The sequence below is a fragment of the Agrococcus carbonis genome (genome assembly GCF_900104705.1).
In the GTDB taxonomy this organism is placed as follows: domain Bacteria; phylum Actinomycetota; class Actinomycetes; order Actinomycetales; family Microbacteriaceae; genus Agrococcus; species Agrococcus carbonis.
In genome coordinates this window covers 808,235-824,395 of the sequence record NZ_LT629734.1, presented here as the reverse complement: position 1 = coordinate 824,395, position 16,161 = coordinate 808,235, and the positions used below count along the sequence as shown (strand labels likewise).

At 73.5% G+C, this 16,161-nt stretch carries 21 protein-coding genes and 1 tRNA gene; 11 read left to right on the top strand and 11 right to left on the bottom strand.

Annotated elements, in window-relative coordinates; genetic code table 11:
- The first annotated feature begins 15 nt into the window (after window positions 1-15).
- The gene (locus tag BLT67_RS04025; protein WP_092665828.1) at window positions 16-561 is read left to right on the top strand and encodes a LemA family protein; all 546 of its coding nucleotides are present in this window, start codon (window positions 16-18) and stop codon (window positions 559-561) included.
- Between the two features lie 298 nt (window positions 562-859).
- Here the strand turns inward: BLT67_RS04025 and BLT67_RS04020 are convergent, their stop codons facing one another.
- Entirely contained in the window at window positions 860-2,089 is a 1,230-nt protein-coding gene (locus BLT67_RS04020) for a winged helix-turn-helix domain-containing protein (protein WP_231945579.1), read from the bottom strand.
- Window positions 2,090-2,158: 69 nt separating this feature from the next.
- Between BLT67_RS04020 and BLT67_RS04015 the strand changes: the two genes are divergently transcribed.
- Window positions 2,159-3,322, top strand: coding sequence for an AI-2E family transporter (locus tag BLT67_RS04015; protein ID WP_231945578.1), 1,164 nt, complete (start codon window positions 2,159-2,161; stop codon window positions 3,320-3,322).
- 5 nt (window positions 3,323-3,327) lie between these two features.
- Entirely contained in the window at window positions 3,328-4,578 is a 1,251-nt protein-coding gene (ilvA, locus tag BLT67_RS04010) for a threonine ammonia-lyase (protein WP_092667515.1), read from the top strand.
- Window positions 4,579-4,672: 94 nt separating this feature from the next.
- On the opposite strand, the gene greA is transcribed toward ilvA, so the two are convergent.
- Window positions 4,673-5,161 carry a transcription elongation factor GreA gene (greA, locus tag BLT67_RS04005; protein WP_092665827.1) on the bottom strand — a complete coding sequence of 163 codons (489 nt, stop codon included), beginning with the start codon at window positions 5,159-5,161 and terminating at the stop codon, window positions 4,673-4,675.
- A 55-nt stretch (window positions 5,162-5,216) separates the two neighbouring features.
- Entirely contained in the window at window positions 5,217-5,609 is a 393-nt protein-coding gene (locus BLT67_RS04000; RefSeq protein WP_092665826.1) for a DUF4307 domain-containing protein, read from the bottom strand.
- Window positions 5,610-5,698: 89 nt separating this feature from the next.
- Between BLT67_RS04000 and mca the strand changes: the two genes are divergently transcribed.
- Together mca and BLT67_RS03990 are read left to right on the top strand one after the other, a co-directional pair.
- On the top strand, window positions 5,699-6,562 hold the full coding sequence (gene mca / locus BLT67_RS03995; RefSeq protein ID WP_231945576.1) for a mycothiol conjugate amidase Mca: 864 nt from the start codon (window positions 5,699-5,701) through the stop codon (window positions 6,560-6,562).
- Window positions 6,562-6,888: a hypothetical protein gene (locus BLT67_RS03990; RefSeq protein WP_092665824.1), complete on the top strand. Its 327-nt coding sequence runs from the start codon at window positions 6,562-6,564 to the stop codon at window positions 6,886-6,888. Before mca ends, BLT67_RS03990 begins: the two co-directional genes overlap by 1 nt.
- Here BLT67_RS03990 and BLT67_RS03985 read toward each other — a convergent pair.
- Window positions 6,805-7,197 (bottom strand): Rv3235 family protein, encoded by a 393-nt coding sequence (locus BLT67_RS03985; protein ID WP_172801976.1) that lies wholly within the window; start codon window positions 7,195-7,197, stop codon window positions 6,805-6,807. The two genes, BLT67_RS03990 and BLT67_RS03985, sit on opposite strands and share 84 nt — an antisense overlap.
- 175 nt (window positions 7,198-7,372) lie before the next feature.
- Here BLT67_RS03985 and BLT67_RS03980 point away from each other — a divergent pair, with 175 nt between their 5' ends.
- Window positions 7,373-7,939 (top strand): hypothetical protein, encoded by a 567-nt coding sequence (locus BLT67_RS03980; protein WP_092665822.1) that lies wholly within the window; start codon window positions 7,373-7,375, stop codon window positions 7,937-7,939.
- Window positions 7,940-8,012: 73 nt separating this feature from the next.
- On the opposite strand, the gene BLT67_RS03975 is transcribed toward BLT67_RS03980, so the two are convergent.
- Complete coding sequence (locus BLT67_RS03975; RefSeq protein WP_092665821.1) at window positions 8,013-8,261, bottom strand: helix-turn-helix domain-containing protein; 249 nt, start codon at window positions 8,259-8,261, stop codon at window positions 8,013-8,015.
- Between the two features lie 108 nt (window positions 8,262-8,369).
- Here BLT67_RS03975 and BLT67_RS03970 point away from each other — a divergent pair, with 108 nt between their 5' ends.
- The 3 genes from BLT67_RS03970 to BLT67_RS03960 are packed head-to-tail and all read left to right on the top strand — an operon-like array spanning window position 8,370 to window position 11,747.
- Entirely contained in the window at window positions 8,370-8,981 is a 612-nt protein-coding gene (locus BLT67_RS03970; protein WP_092665820.1) for an SAF domain-containing protein, read from the top strand.
- Complete coding sequence (locus BLT67_RS03965; protein ID WP_092665819.1) at window positions 8,978-10,231, top strand: nucleotide-binding protein; 1,254 nt, start codon at window positions 8,978-8,980, stop codon at window positions 10,229-10,231. The genes BLT67_RS03970 and BLT67_RS03965 overlap by 4 nt, the downstream gene beginning before the upstream one ends.
- A gap of 4 nt (window positions 10,232-10,235) precedes the next feature.
- Window positions 10,236-11,747, top strand: a complete 1,512-nt coding sequence (locus BLT67_RS03960) for a sensor histidine kinase (protein WP_092665818.1) — start codon at window positions 10,236-10,238, stop codon at window positions 11,745-11,747.
- Between the two features lie 127 nt (window positions 11,748-11,874).
- Here the strand turns inward: BLT67_RS03960 and BLT67_RS03955 are convergent, their stop codons facing one another.
- Window positions 11,875-12,123 (bottom strand): WhiB family transcriptional regulator, encoded by a 249-nt coding sequence (locus BLT67_RS03955; RefSeq protein WP_072314150.1) that lies wholly within the window; start codon window positions 12,121-12,123, stop codon window positions 11,875-11,877.
- Window positions 12,124-12,259: 136 nt separating this feature from the next.
- Between BLT67_RS03955 and BLT67_RS03950 the strand changes: the two genes are divergently transcribed.
- On the top strand, window positions 12,260-12,700 hold the full coding sequence (locus BLT67_RS03950) for a hypothetical protein (RefSeq protein WP_092665817.1): 441 nt from the start codon (window positions 12,260-12,262) through the stop codon (window positions 12,698-12,700).
- 130 nt (window positions 12,701-12,830) lie between these two features.
- On the opposite strand, the gene bcp is transcribed toward BLT67_RS03950, so the two are convergent.
- Window positions 12,831-13,301, bottom strand: a complete 471-nt coding sequence (bcp, locus tag BLT67_RS03945; RefSeq protein WP_092665816.1) for a thioredoxin-dependent thiol peroxidase — start codon at window positions 13,299-13,301, stop codon at window positions 12,831-12,833.
- 69 nt (window positions 13,302-13,370) lie between these two features.
- Here bcp and BLT67_RS03940 point away from each other — a divergent pair.
- Window positions 13,371-13,443 (top strand) — tRNA-Lys (locus BLT67_RS03940).
- A gap of 75 nt (window positions 13,444-13,518) precedes the next feature.
- Here the strand turns inward: BLT67_RS03940 and BLT67_RS13355 are convergent.
- The 4 genes from BLT67_RS13355 to BLT67_RS03925 form a co-directional block, all read right to left on the bottom strand.
- Window positions 13,519-13,680, bottom strand: coding sequence for a hypothetical protein (locus tag BLT67_RS13355; protein WP_157674154.1), 162 nt, complete (start codon window positions 13,678-13,680; stop codon window positions 13,519-13,521).
- A 66-nt stretch (window positions 13,681-13,746) separates the two neighbouring features.
- A complete protein-coding gene (locus tag BLT67_RS03935; RefSeq protein ID WP_092665815.1) occupies window positions 13,747-14,970 on the bottom strand; it encodes a pyridoxal phosphate-dependent aminotransferase in 1,224 nt (407 codons plus the stop codon).
- A 35-nt stretch (window positions 14,971-15,005) separates the two neighbouring features.
- Window positions 15,006-15,869, bottom strand: coding sequence for a PfkB family carbohydrate kinase (locus tag BLT67_RS03930; protein WP_092665814.1), 864 nt, complete (start codon window positions 15,867-15,869; stop codon window positions 15,006-15,008).
- Window positions 15,870-15,881: 12 nt separating this feature from the next.
- A complete protein-coding gene (locus BLT67_RS03925; protein WP_092665813.1) occupies window positions 15,882-16,109 on the bottom strand; it encodes a hypothetical protein in 228 nt (75 codons plus the stop codon).
- Window positions 16,110-16,161: the final 52 nt, after the last annotated feature.

Below are 16,161 nucleotides of genomic sequence, written 5' to 3'. Positions count from 1 at the left end.
GCCTACAGTGGAGGCATGGACCCTCTGCTCACCTGGATCCTCGTCGGCGCCGTCGCGGCCCTCGTCGTCATCGCCGTGGTCGTCGTGCTGGTCTCGCGCTCGTCCATGCGCCGCCTGGGCGCCTCGGTCGACGAGCGCTGGGCGTCGCTCGCCGCGACGCTCGAGAGCCGGCAGGGGGTCGCCGCGCCGCTGCTGGCGGCCGCGGGCGAGCAGCAGCGCCGGCAGGCGGCGGATGCGTTCGCCGCGCTCGAGCGCGCCGCGACGCCCGGGGCCAAGGCCGAGGCCGAGGCGGAGGTGCAGCGCGTGCTGCGGCCGCTCGTGCAGGCCGCGGCGTCGCAGCCGGTCGGGTCGGACGCCGCTGAGGCGCGCACGGCCCTCGCGGCCCTCGACGACGACACGCAGGCGCGCCGCCGCGACTACAACACGAGCGCGCGCGAGCTCAACGCCCGGGCACGGCGCTTCCCGACCTCCGCGTGGGCCGGCTCGGTCGCAGCCCCCCGCGAGTTCTTCGAGGTCGACCAGTCCGGCGCCGTCGCGGAGCCGCCCCGCATTCAATTTTGATGGCGTAGGGCGCAATGCGACGACGTCGCGTTGTGTCCGGAGCCATCAAGGTCGAGGAGCGCGCGGCCTTCGGCCGCACGCGTCGCGAGACCCGAGCTGACGCGGTCGTCCCACGCCGCCGATCGAGGAGGCCGCGCCGCGCAGCGGCGCTGCCGTCACGAGATCAGAGGCGGCGAGGGATCCCGGTCTCGAGACGCGTGCGGGCTGCGCCCGCGCGCTCCTCGACCTGCGGGGGAGCGGGCTGCGCCCGCGCGCTCCTCGACCTGCGAGGGAGCGCTGCGCCCGCGCGCTCCTCGACCTACGAAGGGGCGGCGGCGCTCGCGAGCGCCGACTCGACCTCCCGCGCCCACGTGCCCGGACCCGTCACCGCGACCTCGCCGAGCCCCTGCCACGCCGCCGCCTCCGCGAGCGCCGGCACGAGGCGCTCCGCGAGCTCACCCGCGCGATCCGCGTGCCCGGGCTCGATCGTCGCGTGCTGCACTCGTAGCACGCCCGCCGCGCGGTCGCTCTTGAGGTCGACGCGCCCCACGAGCTCGTCGTCGACGAGCACCGGCAGCACGTAGTAGCCGTGCTCGCGCTGCTCGGCCGGCGTGTAGATCGATATGCGGTACGCGAAGCCGAACATCCGCTCGGCCCGCGGCCGGAACCACACGAGCGGATCGAACGGCGACAGCAGCGCCGTCGCGCGGACGCGCCGCGGCAGCCGGGCGCCCGCGGCGAGGTAGGCGGGCCGCCCCCACCCCTCGACCTCGACCGGCTCGAGCTCGCCCGCGTCGACGAGCTCGGCGACGGCGGCCTTCGCGTCGGCGACCTTGAGGCGGTGGTAGTCGGCGAGGTCGTCGAGCGTCGCGACGCCGTACGCGCGCGCGGCGCGGCGCACGAGCTCGCGCTGCGCATCGGCCCGCTCGACGTGGGCGCGCGCGGCGGGCGGCAGCACCGCGTCGGCGGCGGCGTAGCGGCGCTCGAAGCGCGTGCGGCCCACGGTGACCAGCTGCCCTCGGTGGAAGAGCACGGTCGTCGCCCAGTACGCATCCGACTTGTTCCACCACCCGCCCGGCATGCGCTCGTGGGCGGGATGCTCCATCTCGCTCGGCCGCAGCGGCCCGCGCTCGGCGAACTCGGCGAGCACGTCGGCGATGAGCGGCTCGTGCGCCTGCGCCCACGCCTCGCCGGAGCGCAGCGGCTGCTGCCGCTTCCAGGCCCATAGCGGCCAGTCGGCCGTCGCGATCACCGCGGCCTCGTGCGCCGCGTACTCGGTGAACGCCCCGAGCGCGCGGCCGTGGTCGTGGTGCAGCAACCGGTCGAGCGAGCGCCGCTCGTAGGGCCCGAGGCGCGCGAGCAGCGGCAGGTAGTGGCTGCGCTCGAAGACGTTGACGGAATCGAGCTGCAGCAGGCCGAGCCTCTCGATCGTCCGCTCGAGCGTGCGGGGCCCCGTGCGGCCGCGCTCGCCGGGCACCGCGCCGTCGAGGCCGGTCGCGGCGATCGCGATGCGGCGCGCGAGGGATGCGGAGATGCGGCGAGCGGTCACGCTCCGGAGGCTAGCAACGGCCGCCGACGCATTCGCCGCCGGCACAGCCCGCGACCGTAGGATCGACGAATGCTGCTCCGTCGATCCAAGCGCGACCGCGCGCGCGTGCTGCCCGTGAACGCGCTGGCAGCCGGCGAGGACTCGGTGCCTCGCGGCATGCAGATCGCCGGCGCGTGGGCGTGGCGCTTCGTCGCGGTGGCCGCCGCCGCCGCGATCGTCATCTGGCTCATCGTGGTGTTCCGCATCGTGGTGATCCCGCTGCTCGTCGCCGCCCTCATCACGACCGCGGCGCTGCCCGTCGTCGAGGCGCTCGTGCGCGCCCGCTGGCCGCGCGGGCTCGCCGTCGCGACGACCGTCATCGGCCTGCTCGTCGCCGTCGTCGGCCTCGGCTGGCTCGCGATCTCGCAGATCCGCAACGAGTACCCGACGCTGCAGGCGCGCGGCGTCGAGTTCTGGGACGAGACGCAGGCGTGGCTCATGTCGCTGCCGTTCGGCATCGACGCGGCCGACCTCGCCGGCTTCGGCGACAACATCCTCGGCACGCTGCGCGACGACATCTCGTCGATCCTCTCGAGCGCCCTCTCGGTCGGCTCGTCGGTCGGCCACTTCGTCGCAGGCGCCCTGCTGACGCTCTTCGCGCTCATCTTCACCCTGCTCGACGGCGCGCGCATCTGGCGCTGGATCGTCGGCGTGCTGCCGAGGATCGCGCAGCCCGCGACCGACGGCGCGGCCCGCGCCGGCTGGGTGACGCTCGGCAGCTTCGTGCGCGTGCAGGTGCTCGTGGCGTTCATCGACGCCGTCGGCATCGGCCTCGGCGCCTTCATCCTCGGGCTGTTCTTCGAGGGCGGGATGCCGCTCGTCATCCCGATCGCGATCCTCGTCTTCCTCGGCTCGTTCATCCCGATCATCGGCGCCATCGTCACCGGCGCGATCGCGGTGCTCGTCGCCCTCGTCTCGTTCGGCTTCTGGCCGGCGGTCATCATGCTCGGCATCGTGCTGCTCGTGCAGCAGATCGAGAGCCACGTGCTGCAGCCCATCATCATGGGCACCGCGGTCAAGGTGCACCCGCTCGCCGTCGTGCTCGCGGTGGGCGCCGGCTCGACCATCGCCGGCATCGCCGGGGCGTTCTTCGCGGTGCCGGTCGTCGCGTTCCTCAACAACTTCATCAAGACGATCGCGACCGGCTCCTGGCGCGCGAACCCCAACCCGACGATCGAGGACGTGGTCGCGTGAGCGCGCTGCCCGAGCCCGCCCAGCCCACCGCCGCGCTCCCCGGACCCACGCTCGCCGACTTCGAGGCGGCCCGCGCGCGCCTCCAGGGGATCACGCAGGAGACCCCGATGGAGCGCTCCCGCTACCTGAGCGGCATGCTCGGCGCCGAGGTGCACCTCAAGTGCGAGAACCTGCAGCGCACCGGCGCCTACAAGATCCGCGGCGCCTACAACATGCTCACGAAGCTCACCGACGAGCAGCGCGCCCGCGGCGTCGTCGCGGCCTCCGCGGGCAACCACGCGCAGGGCGTCGCGTTCGCCGCGACCGAGCTCGGCGTGCGCTCGACGATCTTCATGCCGCTCGGGGTCGCCCTGCCCAAGCTGCAGGCCACGCGCGACTACGGCGCCGACGTCGAGCTGCGCGGCCTCGAGTTCGGCACCGCGCTCGCCGCGGCGATCGAGCACGTCGAGCGCACGGGCGCCACGTTCGTGCCGCCCTACGACCACCCCGACATCATCGAGGGCCAGGGCACGCTCGGGCTCGAGATCCTCGATCAGGTGCCGGATGCGGCCACGGTCGTCGTGCCCATCGGTGGCGGCGGGCTCGCGGCCGGCGTCGCATCCGCCATCCGGCAGCGCGCCGCGCGCGACGGCCGCAGCGTGCGCATCGTCGGGGTGCAGGCCGAGCGGGCCGCCTCCTACGTGCCGTCGCTCGAGGCGGGGGAGCCCACGACGATCCAGGCCGAGCCGACGATCGCCGACGGCATCGCCGTCGCACGTCCCGGTGCGCTGCCGTTCGCGATCATCCGCGAGGCGGTCGACGAGATCGTGACGGTGAGCGAGGACGACATCGCGCGGGCGCTCATCGTGCTGCTCGAGCGCGCGAAGCTCGTCGTGGAGCCGGCCGGAGCGGTCACGACCGCCGCCATCATGACCGGGCTCGTCGCATCCGACGGCCCGACCGTCGCAGTGCTCTCCGGCGGCAACATCGATCCGCTGTTCATGGAGCGCGTGATCGGACGCGGGCTCGCCGCGTCGCAGCGCTACCTCAAGGTGCGGATGGCGCTGCCCGACCGACCCGGGCAGCTCGCGATCATCGCGCAGATCGTCTCGGACGAGCAGGCGAACGTGGTCGAGGTGCTGCACTCGCAGCACGACGCGTGGACCTCGATCGCCGACGTGTCGATCGACATCTCCGTGACCACCCGCGGGCCCGAGCACGCCGAGCGGGTGCTCGAGGCGCTGCGCCGCGCGGGCTACGAGCCCGTCGTGCTCTGAGCCGTTCGGCGATCGCCGTGCCCGCAGCGCGCGCCGCCTGAACGCGACGATGCCCCGGCGACCGATCGCCGGGGCATCGTCGCGAGCGTGGGGACTAGGCCCGGTAGGTCTGCACGTCCTTGATCTCGACGTCGATCGTCGCGCCAGAGGGCGCCTGGTACGAGGTCTTCTCGCCGATCTTCTTGCCGAGGATCGCCGCGCCGAGCGGGCTCGCCTCGCTGTAGACGTCGAGGTCGTCGCCGGCCTCCGCGATCTCGCGGTTGCCGACCAGGAAGGTCGTCTCGTCGCCGGCGATCGTCGCGGTGACGACCGTGCCGGGCTCGACGACGCCGTTGGCCGTGGGCGCCTCGCCGACCTTGGCGGTGCGCAGCAGCTGCGTGACCTGCGCGATGCGGGCCTCGATCTGCGCCTGGTCGTCCTTGGCGGCGTGGTAGCCGCCGTTCTCCTTGAGGTCGCCCTCGTCGCGGGCCTCCTCGATGCGCTTGGCGATCTCGGCGCGCACGGGACCCTGGAGGTGCTCCAGCTCGGCCTGCAGGCGGTCGTAGGCCTCCTGCGTGAGCCAGGTCTGAGCGGTGCCGTTCATGTCGTCTCCTGATATGCACAGAACCGGCCCCGAGTGGGCCGGTCCGTCATCCATGCTATGTCACCCAGCACTCGGAGACCAATCCGGTGGTCGCCAGCTCGCTCGTGCGCACCTCCACCCGGTGCGTCGAGGTGAACTTGTCGGAGGCGGGGAGGTCGACCTGCGCCCACCCGACGATGCTGTACGCGGTGTTGAGCGCCTCGACCCCGCACGTGACGGGCGTGCCCGGATCCACGGACACCTCGAACAGCACCACGACCGTCGTCTCGTCGACGATCTCGTGGCCGATGTCGCGCGACTGCAGCTGCGTCGAGGCGGGATCCGTGCCGACCCACCACACCCACAGCACCGCCGCGAGGAGGATGCCGATGCCGACGGTCCAGCCGAGCATCCGCTCCCTGCGGGTGCGCGATCGCGTTCGCCCGTAGCGGGCTTCGAGATCGGTCATGCGTGCCTGTCCGTGGGATGATGGAGACCGTTCCAGCCTACCGTCGCGCCGTCGCGCGCAAGCCGCGCGCTGGACGGGAGGGAGGGTCCGTGCGACGTCTGCTCGCGGTGCACGCGCATCCGGATGACGAGTCGAGCAAGGGCGCGGCCACGCTCGCGCGCTACGCCGCCGACGGCGCGCAGGTGACGGTCGTCTCCTGCACCGGCGGCGAGAGCGGCAGCGTGCTCAACGAGCGCTTCGAGCCGCTCCACCGCGCCGCCCGCGACATGACGGGGCTGCGCCGCGTCGAGATGGCGCAGGCGCAAGCGGCCCTGGGCATCGACCACGTGTGGCTCGGCTACGTCGACTCGGGCCTGCCCGAGCCGGGCGAGCCCGTCCGGGCGCTGTCGTTCGCGACCATCCCGCTCGAGATCTCGGGTCGGCCGCTCGTGCGGCTCATCCGCCGCCTGCGGCCGCAGGTCGTCGTCACCTACGACGAGACGGGCGGCTACCCGCACCCCGATCACATCCGCTGCCACGAGGTGACGATGTGGGCGGTCGAGCACTCGGCGTCCGGGATGCCGGAGCTCGGCGAGCCGTGGGAGGTGCAGAAGGTCTACTTCGACCGCACCATGAGCGGTGCGCGGCTGCGCGCGCTGCTCGGCGCGCTCGAGACCGCCGCGCCGCAGGACGAACGCCTGCCGTTCGTGCGCGAGTGGGTGGCGCGGATGGGCGACCGGGGCGAGACGATGACGACGCGCGTCGACGTCGCCGCCCACTTCGAGGCGCGCGACACGGCGCTGCGCGCGCACGCGAGCCAGGTCGACCCCGAGTCGCGCTTCTTCTTCTGGCCCAACGAGCTGCTGCGGCAGACGTGGCCGACCGATGACTACGAGCTGGTGCGATCGCGCGTCCCGCGCGCCGAGGGCGCCGCACCGGAGGACGACCTGTTCGCAGGCGTCGAGGAGGACTGATGCTGTTCCGCAGCCCCGAGGACCTCGGGTTCGACCCCAACCAGGTGACGCCCGGCTGGGTCGGCTTCACCGCGACCGCGGTGGTCGCGGGGGTGATCATCCTGCTGCTGTTCGACTTCTTCCGGCGCGTGAGCCGCATCAACGACCGCGCGGATGCGCGAGAGCGGCTCGAGGCCGAGCTCGAGGCTGCCGAGCGCGAGGCAGCGGAGCGGGACACGCAGGCTCGCGCGGCGGGCGAGGCGTCAGAGGACGCTGATCGCGGTGGCGCGCCAGCGACCGTCGAGCCCCTCGAGGCGGATCGCGACCGCCCGGGTGCGGCCGGCTGAGCGCACGACCACCGTCCCCTCCACGACGCCGTCGGCTGGATGGCAGGCGCGCACGCTGCTGATCGCGAAGCCCGGCACCTCGCGATGCTGCTGCGAGGCGCGAGCGCGCCGAGCGATGAGCGCTCGAGCCGTGAGCAGGTCGTAGGTCGGCTCGGTGACCCATCGGGCGACCTGCTGCACCTCGCGCACCCCGAGCAGGATCTCGATCACGCCCGTCGCGAGGTTCTCGAGCAGCGGCTCGGGATCCGGCAGGCCGGCTGAGGAGCAGGGCTGGAAGTCGAAGAACTCCTCGGCGTCCACCGTCGTCATCCGCTGTCTCGTCGCCCGCACGCTGCCCCCTCGCATCGCCTCTACCCTGAGGCCGCCCGCGCTGGCGCCGCCGTCCGCAGAACCTAGCCCGGGCCGTCGCGCCAGCGGGATGGGGAGTTCTGCCCTGTGGAGAACCGGCAACGTCCGCCGCGGCGCGGCGGTTAGATTCGCCCGCGTGCGCTTCGAGGACCTGTTCGACGACTTGGAGAGCCAGCTCGAGGCAGAGTTCGGCGCCGAGCGCCGCGACCTCGAGGCCGAGGAGGAGCGCTTCCGCATCGGCCGGCTCGAGCTGCGCGACCGCATCGCCGCTGCGCCTCGGCTGCTCGACCTCTCGCTGCGCTCGGGGGCCCGGCTGCGCATGCGCCGCATGGCGCTCGGTCGCGACTGGCTCAACGGCGTCGTGCTCGAAGGCGCCCCAGCCGAGACGGGCGCGGTCGTCCCGCTCCACGCGATCGTCGGCATCGAGCTCGACGGCGACGGCGCCGCCGCGTCGCTGCGGCAGCCGCAGGCGGGTGACCTGCAGGCGCGGCTGAGCTTCGCGTTCGCGCTGCGCGACCTCGCGCGCCGCCGGGCCCCCGTCATCCTCGAGGGACCGACGCCCGTGGCGGGCACTATCGACCGCGTCGGCCGCGACCACCTCGACCTCGCGGTGCACGAGCCGGGCGAGCATCCGCGGCTCGGCACCGTGCGGTCCTGGCGCATCGTGCCGTTCACGGCGTTCGACTGGGTGCGGCTGCCCTGAGCCGGAGGGGCCGGCGCGCCGGCCGATGATCCCACCGAGGGCGCACCGCCACCGGGCTCGCCGGCGACGACGGTCAGCGCTGGCCGAAGAGGTCGGCGATGCTCGCCGACTGCGCCTGGCGCCAGAGACCGCGGCGCCGCTCGATCTCGAGCTCGCGGTCGATCCACGCCTGCACCTCGTCGTCGGCGACGCGCCAGGCACCGCGCAGCCGCACGCCCCTGAGGTCGCCCGCCTCGAGCAGGTCGACGACCGCGTCGGGCGTGGTGCCGAGCACGTCGGCGACATCGGCGACGGCGAGGAGGCGGCGGGGCTCCAGCGGCATGGCCCCATTGTGGGGCACTCGAGTGCCGGCCGAGCGGACCCTGTGGAGAACTTCAGCGAGGTGTCGCGCCGACCTGCCAGGTTGATCCCGTCGACGAGGGAGGACGACATGGTCGCACGCCGCACGTGGATGGATCCGAGGCTCGTGATCGGGGTGCTGCTCGTCGCAGCCTCCCTCGTGGGCGTGTGGTTCGTGGTGCAGCAGTCGTCCCGCACCGAGACGGCGTGGGCGGCGACGCGCACGCTCCTGCCCGGGGAGGCGGTGGCCGCCGGCGACGTCGAGCAGGTCGAGGTGCGGCTCCCGCAGTCGCACCAGCACTACCTGGCCGCCGCGACCGATCCGGTCGGCATGGTGGTGGCGTCCCCGATCGGCGCCGGCGAGGTGCTGCCCGTGCGCGCGCTCGGGGATGCCGCGGGCACGGGCCGCGCCGCGGTCGTGATCGACGTCGAGGGAGCGCTGCCGCGGGCGGTGCAGCCGGGATCGCTCGTCGACGTCTGGACCGCGGCGCCGAGCGATGAGGGCTACGACGCTCCGGCGGTGCTCGTCGACGACGCGATCGTCGTAGGCGTCGTCGAGGACGACGGCATCCTGGCCAGCAGCGCGCAGCAGCTCGAGCTGCTCGTCGCCGACGACGAGACCTCGGTGCTGCTCGAGGCCGTCTCGAACGAGCACGCGCTCAGCGTCGTGCCGCTCGCGCAGCCCGTCGAGGCCGCGCCGTGATCGGCATCGCGGTCTCGGCGCCGCTCGAGCGCGAGGATGCGATCGTCCGCGAGGCGGCCAGGCACGGCCACCGCGTGGCGATCCGCGCCGCCACCGCCGACGACCTCGTCGAGCGGCTCGCAGCTCGGCCCGCAGACGCCGAGCCGCGCATCGACCTCGTGCTCGTGGTCGCCGACGAGCGGCATGCGAGCCGTGCGCTCGTGGCCGCGTGCGACGAGCGGGGCGTCCGCCTCGTGGCGCTCGCCGACGACGCGGCCGAGCGCGCCCGCGCGCAGACGCTCGGCATCGACGCCGTCGCGTGGGCCGACGGCTTCACCGCTGTGGAGGCCGCCGTGCGGCCGAGCGCCGACGCCGGGCGCGAGCCCGCGCGCTCGCGCGGTCGAGTGGTCGCCATCTGGGGGCCGGCCGGCGCGCCCGGCCGCACGACCGCCGCGATCGCGCTCGCGGCCGAGCTCGCGCTGCTGGGGCGGCGCACCGCGCTCGTCGACGCCGACACGACGAGCGCCACGATCGCTCCAGCGCTCGGCCTGCTCGACGAGTCGCCGGGCTTCGCCGCCGCCGCGCGGCTCGCGCGAGCCGGCAGCCTCACCGTCGACGAGCTCGACCGCATCTGCCAGCTCGTGCCGACGATGGGCGGCACGCTGCGCGTGCTCACGGGCATCGGGCGCGCGAGCCGCTGGCCCGAGCTCGGCGGCGAGCGCGTCGCCGAGGTGCTCGAGCGATGCCGCGACTGGGTCGATGTGACGGTGGTCGACGTCGCTGCGAGCCTCGAGCGCGACGAGGAGATCTCGAGCGACCTGTTCGCGCCGCGCCGGCACGCGGCGACGCTCGCCGTGCTCGCGGCCGCCGACGAGCTGGTCGTCGTGGGCGGCGGGGACGCCGTCGGCGTCGCCCGGCTCGTGCGGTCGCTGCCCGAGGCGCGCGAGCTCGCCCCGCAGGCGCGCTGCCGCGTCATCGTCAACAAGGTGCGGGCCGCGGCGATCGGCCTCGCGCCCGAGCGCGCGGTGCACGAGACCCTGCGGCGGCTCGCGCAGGTCACGCCCGAGGCGTGCTGGCCGTTCGACGGGCGCGCGGCCGATGCGGCGCTGCTCGAGGGCAGGCCGCTCGTCGACGTCGCGGGCCGCTCGCGCCTGCGCAGGCGTGTGCAGGAGCTCGCCGTCGCGCTCGCGCCCGCCGAGCAGCCCGCGAGCCGAGCGTCGCTGCGCGCGGCCGAGCGGCCGCGGCGCCGCTGGCTGCCCGCGCTACGCTGAACCGGTGACCAGCCTGACCTCGATCGCGGAGCGCTACGGCCGGTTGAGCGACGAGGACATGCGGTGGCTGCACCGGCTCGTCGGCGACTTCCAGCTGCTCGCCGACCTCGCGATCGGCGACATCGTGCTGTGGCTGCCGACCGGCGACGAGGACGGCTACATCGCCGCGCAGCACGCTCGCCCCGCCGGCGCCGCGACGCTCTTCTACCGCGACGTCGTCGGCCAGCCGGTGCGGAACGCCTGGCGCGAGCAGGTGGGGCGCGCGTTCGAGGAGGGCGTGACGCTCGACGCCGACTCGCCCGAGTGGGGCGTCGAGTTCGACGCGAAGGTGCGCGCGATCCCGGTGCGCCGCCGCGAGAGCGAGCCGTCGGTCGCCGTCGTGAAGCAGCCGATCGCCGTCATCACCCGGCACGCGAACCACGCCGACACGCGCAGCGCGGGTCGCCTCGAGCGCACCTTCCGCGAGTGCGCGGCCGAGCTGTTCCGCATGATCGCCGAGGGCGACTTCCCCGACCGGGCAGCGCCCACGGGCACGCGCAGGGGCGCGGCGCGCGCATCCGATGGCCTCATCCGCCTCGACCAGACGGGAGTGGTGACCTTCGCAAGCCCCAACGCGCTCTCCGCCTTCACGCGGTTGGGCTTCCGCGGCGAGCTCGAGGGGGAGTCGCTCGCCGAGATCACGACCGAGCTCATCGACGAGTCGCAGGAGGTCGACGAGGCGCTGCCGCTCGTCGTCACGGGCCGCGCGCCGTGGCGCACGGACATCGAGACGCGGCTCGTGACGCTCTCGCTGCGCGCGGTGCCGCTGCGGCAGCGCGGCGCCAGGCTCGGGGCGATCGTGCTCGTGCGCGACGTCACCGACATGCGCGCGCAGGAGCAGACGCTCATCACCAAGGACGCGACGATCCGCGAGATCCACCACCGCGTCAAGAACAACCTGCAGACGGTCGCGGCGCTGCTGCGCATCCAGTCGCGGCGCACGAAGAGCGAGGAGGCGCGCACCGCGCTGCAGGACGCCGAGCGACGCGTCTCGTCGATCGCCGTCGTGCACGACACGCTCTCCGAGGGCCTGAGCCAGTCGGTCGACTTCGACGAGGTGTTCGATCGCGCGATGAAGCTCACGAGCGAGGTCGCCTCGATCCACGGGGCGCATGTGCGCACCGAGCGGAACGGCTCGTTCGGCGTGCTGCCGAGCGGCTACGCGACGCCGCTCGCGCTCGCGCTCACCGAGCTCGTCACGAACGCCGTCGAGCACGGGCTCGCGGGGCGCGACGACGGGCTCGTGCGCATCACGGCCGTGCGCGAAGAGGGGTGGCTCACGGTGCAGGTGTGCGACAACGGGGCGGGGCTCCCGCCGGGCCGCGTCGGCTCGGGGCTCGGCACGCAGATCGTGAAGACGCTCGTCACCGGCGAGCTCTCGGGCTCTATCGACTGGGGCGCCCGGGCGGTCGAGGGCACGGAGGTCACCGTGAAGGTGCCGCTGTCGTACATCGCGAAGGACGACGAGCTGCGCTGAGCCGCCGTGCGCACCAGAGGGGCCGTGCGCATCCGGCTGGGCCGCGCAACCCGCCGCGCGCGCATCCGCCCGCACAACACAGCAGCGGGGCCGCCTCTCGGCGACCCCGCTGGGTGTCTGTGCTGCGTCAGCCGGCGCGGCGGGCGCGCGCGGCGCGACGCTTGAGGGCGCGGCGCTCGTCCTCGGAGAGGCCGCCCCACACGCCCGAGTCCTGGTTGGTCTCGAGTGCGTACTGCAGGCACATCTCGGTCACCGGGCAGGTCGCGCAGACGGCCTTGGCCTTCTCGATCTGCTCGAGCGCAGGACCGGTGTTGCCGACCGGGAAGAACAGCTCGGGGTCCACCGTGAGGCAGGCAGCGTCATCACGCCAATCCATACATGTGCTCCTTGTACATTGGAGGGGGAAGTCGCGCTCAGCGGGTACCGCGGCGCAGAAGTCTCAGGGCGCAGCTTCGGTGCCGCCCGACATTCCATGCTTCCACAGCGCCCCCAGAGAGGCAAGGGTTTCTTCTGTGAGCGATCACTCCAGCCAACGTCCCGCGACCGCCACGTGGGCCGGGATCCTGCTGCTCGTCGAGGCGCTCGGGATGCTCGGCGTCGCCGTCTGGGGTGTGTTCTCGGCGCTCACCGGTGACCCGACACACATCCCCGGCGGACTCTTCCTCGCGGCGCTGGCCGCGGGGGCTGCATTCTTCCTGCTGCAGGCCGGCCGGGCCATGCTCGACGGCCGCTCGTGGTCGCGTGCGGCGGCGGTCGTGTGGCAGGTGCTGCAGATCGGCGTGGCCGTCGGCACCTTCAACGGCGGCGAGGGACCGGTGTGGCTCGCGCTGCTGCTCGCGGCGCTCGCCGCGGTGACGATGACGCTCGCGCTGCGCCGCACCGTCACCGTCTGGCTGCACCGCGAGGACTTCGCGCCCTCGGACGACGACGAGGCCGGCCAGCCGACGCCGTAGGGGAGCGGGGCCGCTCGGCCGTCGGCGCCCGTCAGTGCCGTCGGTCGAGGAGGGCGCGGCCGCAGGCCGCACCCGTCACCTCCGTCGGTCGAGGAGGGCGCGGCCGCAGGCCGCACCCGTCACGAGACCCTCAGCCCGAGAACCCCAGCCGCTTGTCGAGCATCTCGAGGTGCCCCTTGGCCTTCGTGTTGTAGAAGGCGTGCGTGATCACGCCCTCCTCGTCGAGCACGAAGGTCGAGCGGCGCACGCCTTCGACGATGCGGCCGTAGCTGTTCTTCTCGCCGAACGTGCCCCACGCGCGGTGCACCGCGAGATCCTCGTCGCTCAGCAGCGGGAACGTGATGCCGTCGAGGTCGCGCGCCCGCGCGAGCTTCTCGACGGGATCCCGAGAGATGCCGACGACGGCGTAGCCGTGCGACGAGAGGTCGGGCAGCCGGTCGCGGAAGTCGCACGCCTGCTGCTTGCACGCGACGGTCATCGCCTCGGGGTAGAAGTACACGATGGCCTTGCGCCCGCGCAGGTCGGCCAGCGAGACGGATGCGCCGTCCTGGTCGGGCAGCGTGAACTCGGGAGCGGGCATGCCGGGCTCGAGATGCGTCATGCAGCCATCCTCCCAGTAGGCGAGCGCGCCCGAGGTCTGCTAGAGTTGTTCCTCGGCCGGTGAGGCCATGCACCTCTAGCTCAATTGGCAGAGCAGTTGACTCTTAATCAATTGGTTCCGGGTTCGAGTCCCGGGGGGTGTACAGCGAGAAGGCCCGGCGAACGCCGGGCCTTCTTCATGTCCGCAGCGGCTGGAAGCGCGCCTGCGACAGGCGTGGTCACTGCGGGTTGCGCAGCGCCCCGAGCTCGTCGGCGATGAGGTGCAGTGCCTCGGCGATCGCGCCGAAGGCGTCGTCGGCATCGTGCGAGAAGCTCTCGACGTCGGCGGCGAGCTGGCTCAGGCGCTCGACGGGGTCGCGGCTCGGCGTGGCGGTGTCCATGCGGGGGAGCGTAGGCCAGGAGTCTCCAGGATTGCCGCGCAGACCCTGCGGGCCTACCGCATCCGCCTACTGCCGGTAGGACGCCAGGAAGTTGCCGATCCGCTCGACCGCGAGATCGAGGTCGCGCTTCCAGGGGAGCGTGACGATGCGGAAGTGGTCGGGCGTCGGCCAGTTGAAGCCCGTGCCGTGCGTCACGAGGATCCGCTCCTGCCGCAGCAGGTCGAGCGCGAACTGCGCGTCGTCGTGGATCTCGTGCACCTCGGGGTCGAGCCGGGGGAAGACGTAGAGGGCGCCGAGCGGATTGACGACGCTCACGCCCGGGATCGACCGCAGCCCCTGCACCGCTGCATCTCGCTGCTCGAGCAGTCGGCCGCCGGGCAGGATCAGGTCCTCGATCGACTGGTGTCCGCCGAGGGCGACCTGGATGCCGTACTGCGCAGGCACGTTCGGGCACAGCCGCGTCGAGGCCAGCAGCGTGAGCCCCTCGAGGAAGCCGCGCGCGTGCTCCTTCGGCCCGGTGATCGCGAGCCACGCGGCGCGGAAGCCGGCGGCGCGGTAGGTCTTCGACAGCCCGTTGTACGTGAGCGTCAGCAGGTCGGGCGCGAGCGTCGCGATCGAGACGTGCTCGGCGTCGTCGTAGAGGATGCGGTCGTAGATCTCGTCGGCGAGCACGAGCAGCGAGTGCTCGCGCGCGAGGTCGACGATGCCCTGCAGCACCTCGCGGGAGTAGACGGCGCCCGTGGGGTTGTTGGGGTTGATGACGACGATCGCCTTCGTGCGCGGCGTGATCTTCGCCGCGATGTCGTCGAGGTCGGGCGCCCACCCGTTCGCCTCGTCGGTGAGGTAGTGGATGGGCGTGCCGCCGCCGAGCGACGTCATCGCCGTCCACAGCGGGTAGTCGGGCGCGGGGATCAAGACCTCGTCGCCCGCGTCGAGCAGCGCCTGCATCGTCATGGTGATGAGCTCGCTCACCCCGTTGCCGAGGTAGACGTCGTCGACGGTCAGCGGCGGGAAGCCCTCGACGCCCTCGTAGCGCGTGACCACCGCACGGCGCGCCGAGAGCACGCCCTTCGAGTCGGAGTAGCCCTCGGCGAGCGGCAGGTTGGCGATCATGTCCTGCACGATCGTGTCGGGCGTCTCGAACCCGAACGGCGCGGGGTTGCCGATGTTGAGCTTGAGGATGCGGTGCCCCTCGGCCTCCAGCCGCGCGGCCTCGGCGGCGATCGGGCCGCGGATCTCGTAGAGGACGTGCTTGAGCTTGGATGACTGGTCGAGCGACTTCAGCGGCATCACCCCATGCTAGGTGGGCCGGCTATCCGTCTCCGTCACGGAGGCAGCTGCAGCAGCCCGCCCGCGGCGCGCGTCGTGGCGGCCGCGACGGCCATCGCGCGCTCGAGCGGCCCCGCCCATCCGCCCTCGTGGTCACCGGCGGCGACGGATGCGGTGAGGGAGGCGAGCACGGCGTCCCCCGCCCCGATCGTGTCGACGATGGGCGCCGCGAGGTGGGGCACGGGCGCGTCGACGGTGCCTGCCGCGGTCGCGATGCGGGCGCCCGCCGCGCCGCGCGTGACGGCGACCGCGCCGGTGCCCGCGGCGAGCCAGCGGGCGGCGGTCTCGTCGGCGTCCTCACCGTAGACGAGCTCGGTGTCCTCGTCGCTCACCTTCACGAGGAGCGCCCGCGCGGCGAGCGCGTCGAGCCCGGCGGCGAAGCGCTCGCGCGCGCCGTCGGCGGTGAGGTAGCCGGGGCGCGCGTTCGGGTCGACGAGCAGCCGCTCGCGGGAGCGGTCGAGCTCGAGCAGCGGGGCGACCTGCGCCTCGTGCTCGAGCGCGAGGCACGAGACCACCACGAGGGGAGCCGCGCCCAGCATGCCGCCGAGCCCGGCGAGGTCGACGAACCGCCGCTGCCCCGCCTCGGTGAAGGCGTACCGCATGGTGCCGCCATCGCGCTCGGCGCGGGCGACCGCGGTGCCGTGGGGCGCATCCGTCGCGATCAGGTCGACGCCGTGGCGCTCGCAGTGCGCACGCACGAGCCGCCCGGGGCCGTCGTCGCCGACCATCGCCACGAGCCGCGCCGGCACGCCCAGCCGCGCAAGCCCGACGGCGACGTTGAGCGCGGCGCCGCCGACGATCGACGCGCCGTCGACCTCGTCGACGAGCGCATCGCCGATGACGACGACCGGCTCGGGCATGGCGCTGGGACCTCAGCGCCGCTTGTCGGCGGCCTTGCGCAGCTCGCGCTCGAGCTCCTCGCGGCGGATGCCCTCCTCGCGCTGGTTCACGGCGCCGATCGCGAGCGCGACGCCGATGCCCCAGCTGGCCCAGAGCAGCGCGAGCCGCCAGTCGCGCGGGCCCGTGCGGGTGGCCTTGAGGACGGCCATGCCGCTCGTGAGCGAGCTGATCACTCCGGCGTTCAACAGGTACTTGCGCATTTCGCCTCCTCGTCGGCGACCAACGTACTGCGCTCCCCTGAGCGCGGCGCGC

Excerpts from the sequence above, each read along its gene's own strand:
- BLT67_RS04025 (WP_092665828.1), top strand. The coding sequence starts at position 16 with ATGGACCCTCTGCTCACCTGGATCCTCGTCGGCGCCGTCGCGGCCCTC.
- BLT67_RS04015 (WP_231945578.1), top strand. The coding sequence starts at position 2,159 with ATGCTGCTCCGTCGATCCAAGCGCGACCGCGCGCGCGTGCTGCCCGTG.
- greA (WP_092665827.1), bottom strand. The coding sequence starts at position 5,161 with ATGAACGGCACCGCTCAGACCTGGCTCACGCAGGAGGCCTACGACCGC.
- BLT67_RS04000 (WP_092665826.1), bottom strand. The coding sequence starts at position 5,609 with ATGACCGATCTCGAAGCCCGCTACGGGCGAACGCGATCGCGCACCCGC.
- BLT67_RS03990 (WP_092665824.1), top strand. The coding sequence starts at position 6,562 with ATGCTGTTCCGCAGCCCCGAGGACCTCGGGTTCGACCCCAACCAGGTG.
- BLT67_RS03985 (WP_172801976.1), bottom strand. The coding sequence starts at position 7,197 with ATGACGACGGTGGACGCCGAGGAGTTCTTCGACTTCCAGCCCTGCTCC.
- BLT67_RS03975 (WP_092665821.1), bottom strand. The coding sequence starts at position 8,261 with ATGCCGCTGGAGCCCCGCCGCCTCCTCGCCGTCGCCGATGTCGCCGAC.
- BLT67_RS03970 (WP_092665820.1), top strand. The coding sequence starts at position 8,370 with ATGGTCGCACGCCGCACGTGGATGGATCCGAGGCTCGTGATCGGGGTG.
- BLT67_RS03955 (WP_072314150.1), bottom strand. The coding sequence starts at position 12,123 with ATGGATTGGCGTGATGACGCTGCCTGCCTCACGGTGGACCCCGAGCTG.
- bcp (WP_092665816.1), bottom strand. The coding sequence starts at position 13,301 with ATGACGCATCTCGAGCCCGGCATGCCCGCTCCCGAGTTCACGCTGCCC.
- BLT67_RS13355 (WP_157674154.1), bottom strand. The coding sequence starts at position 13,680 with ATGGACACCGCCACGCCGAGCCGCGACCCCGTCGAGCGCCTGAGCCAG.
- BLT67_RS03935 (WP_092665815.1), bottom strand. The coding sequence starts at position 14,970 with ATGCCGCTGAAGTCGCTCGACCAGTCATCCAAGCTCAAGCACGTCCTC.
- BLT67_RS03930 (WP_092665814.1), bottom strand. The coding sequence starts at position 15,869 with ATGCCCGAGCCGGTCGTCGTCATCGGCGATGCGCTCGTCGACGAGGTC.
- BLT67_RS03925 (WP_092665813.1), bottom strand. The coding sequence starts at position 16,109 with ATGCGCAAGTACCTGTTGAACGCCGGAGTGATCAGCTCGCTCACGAGC.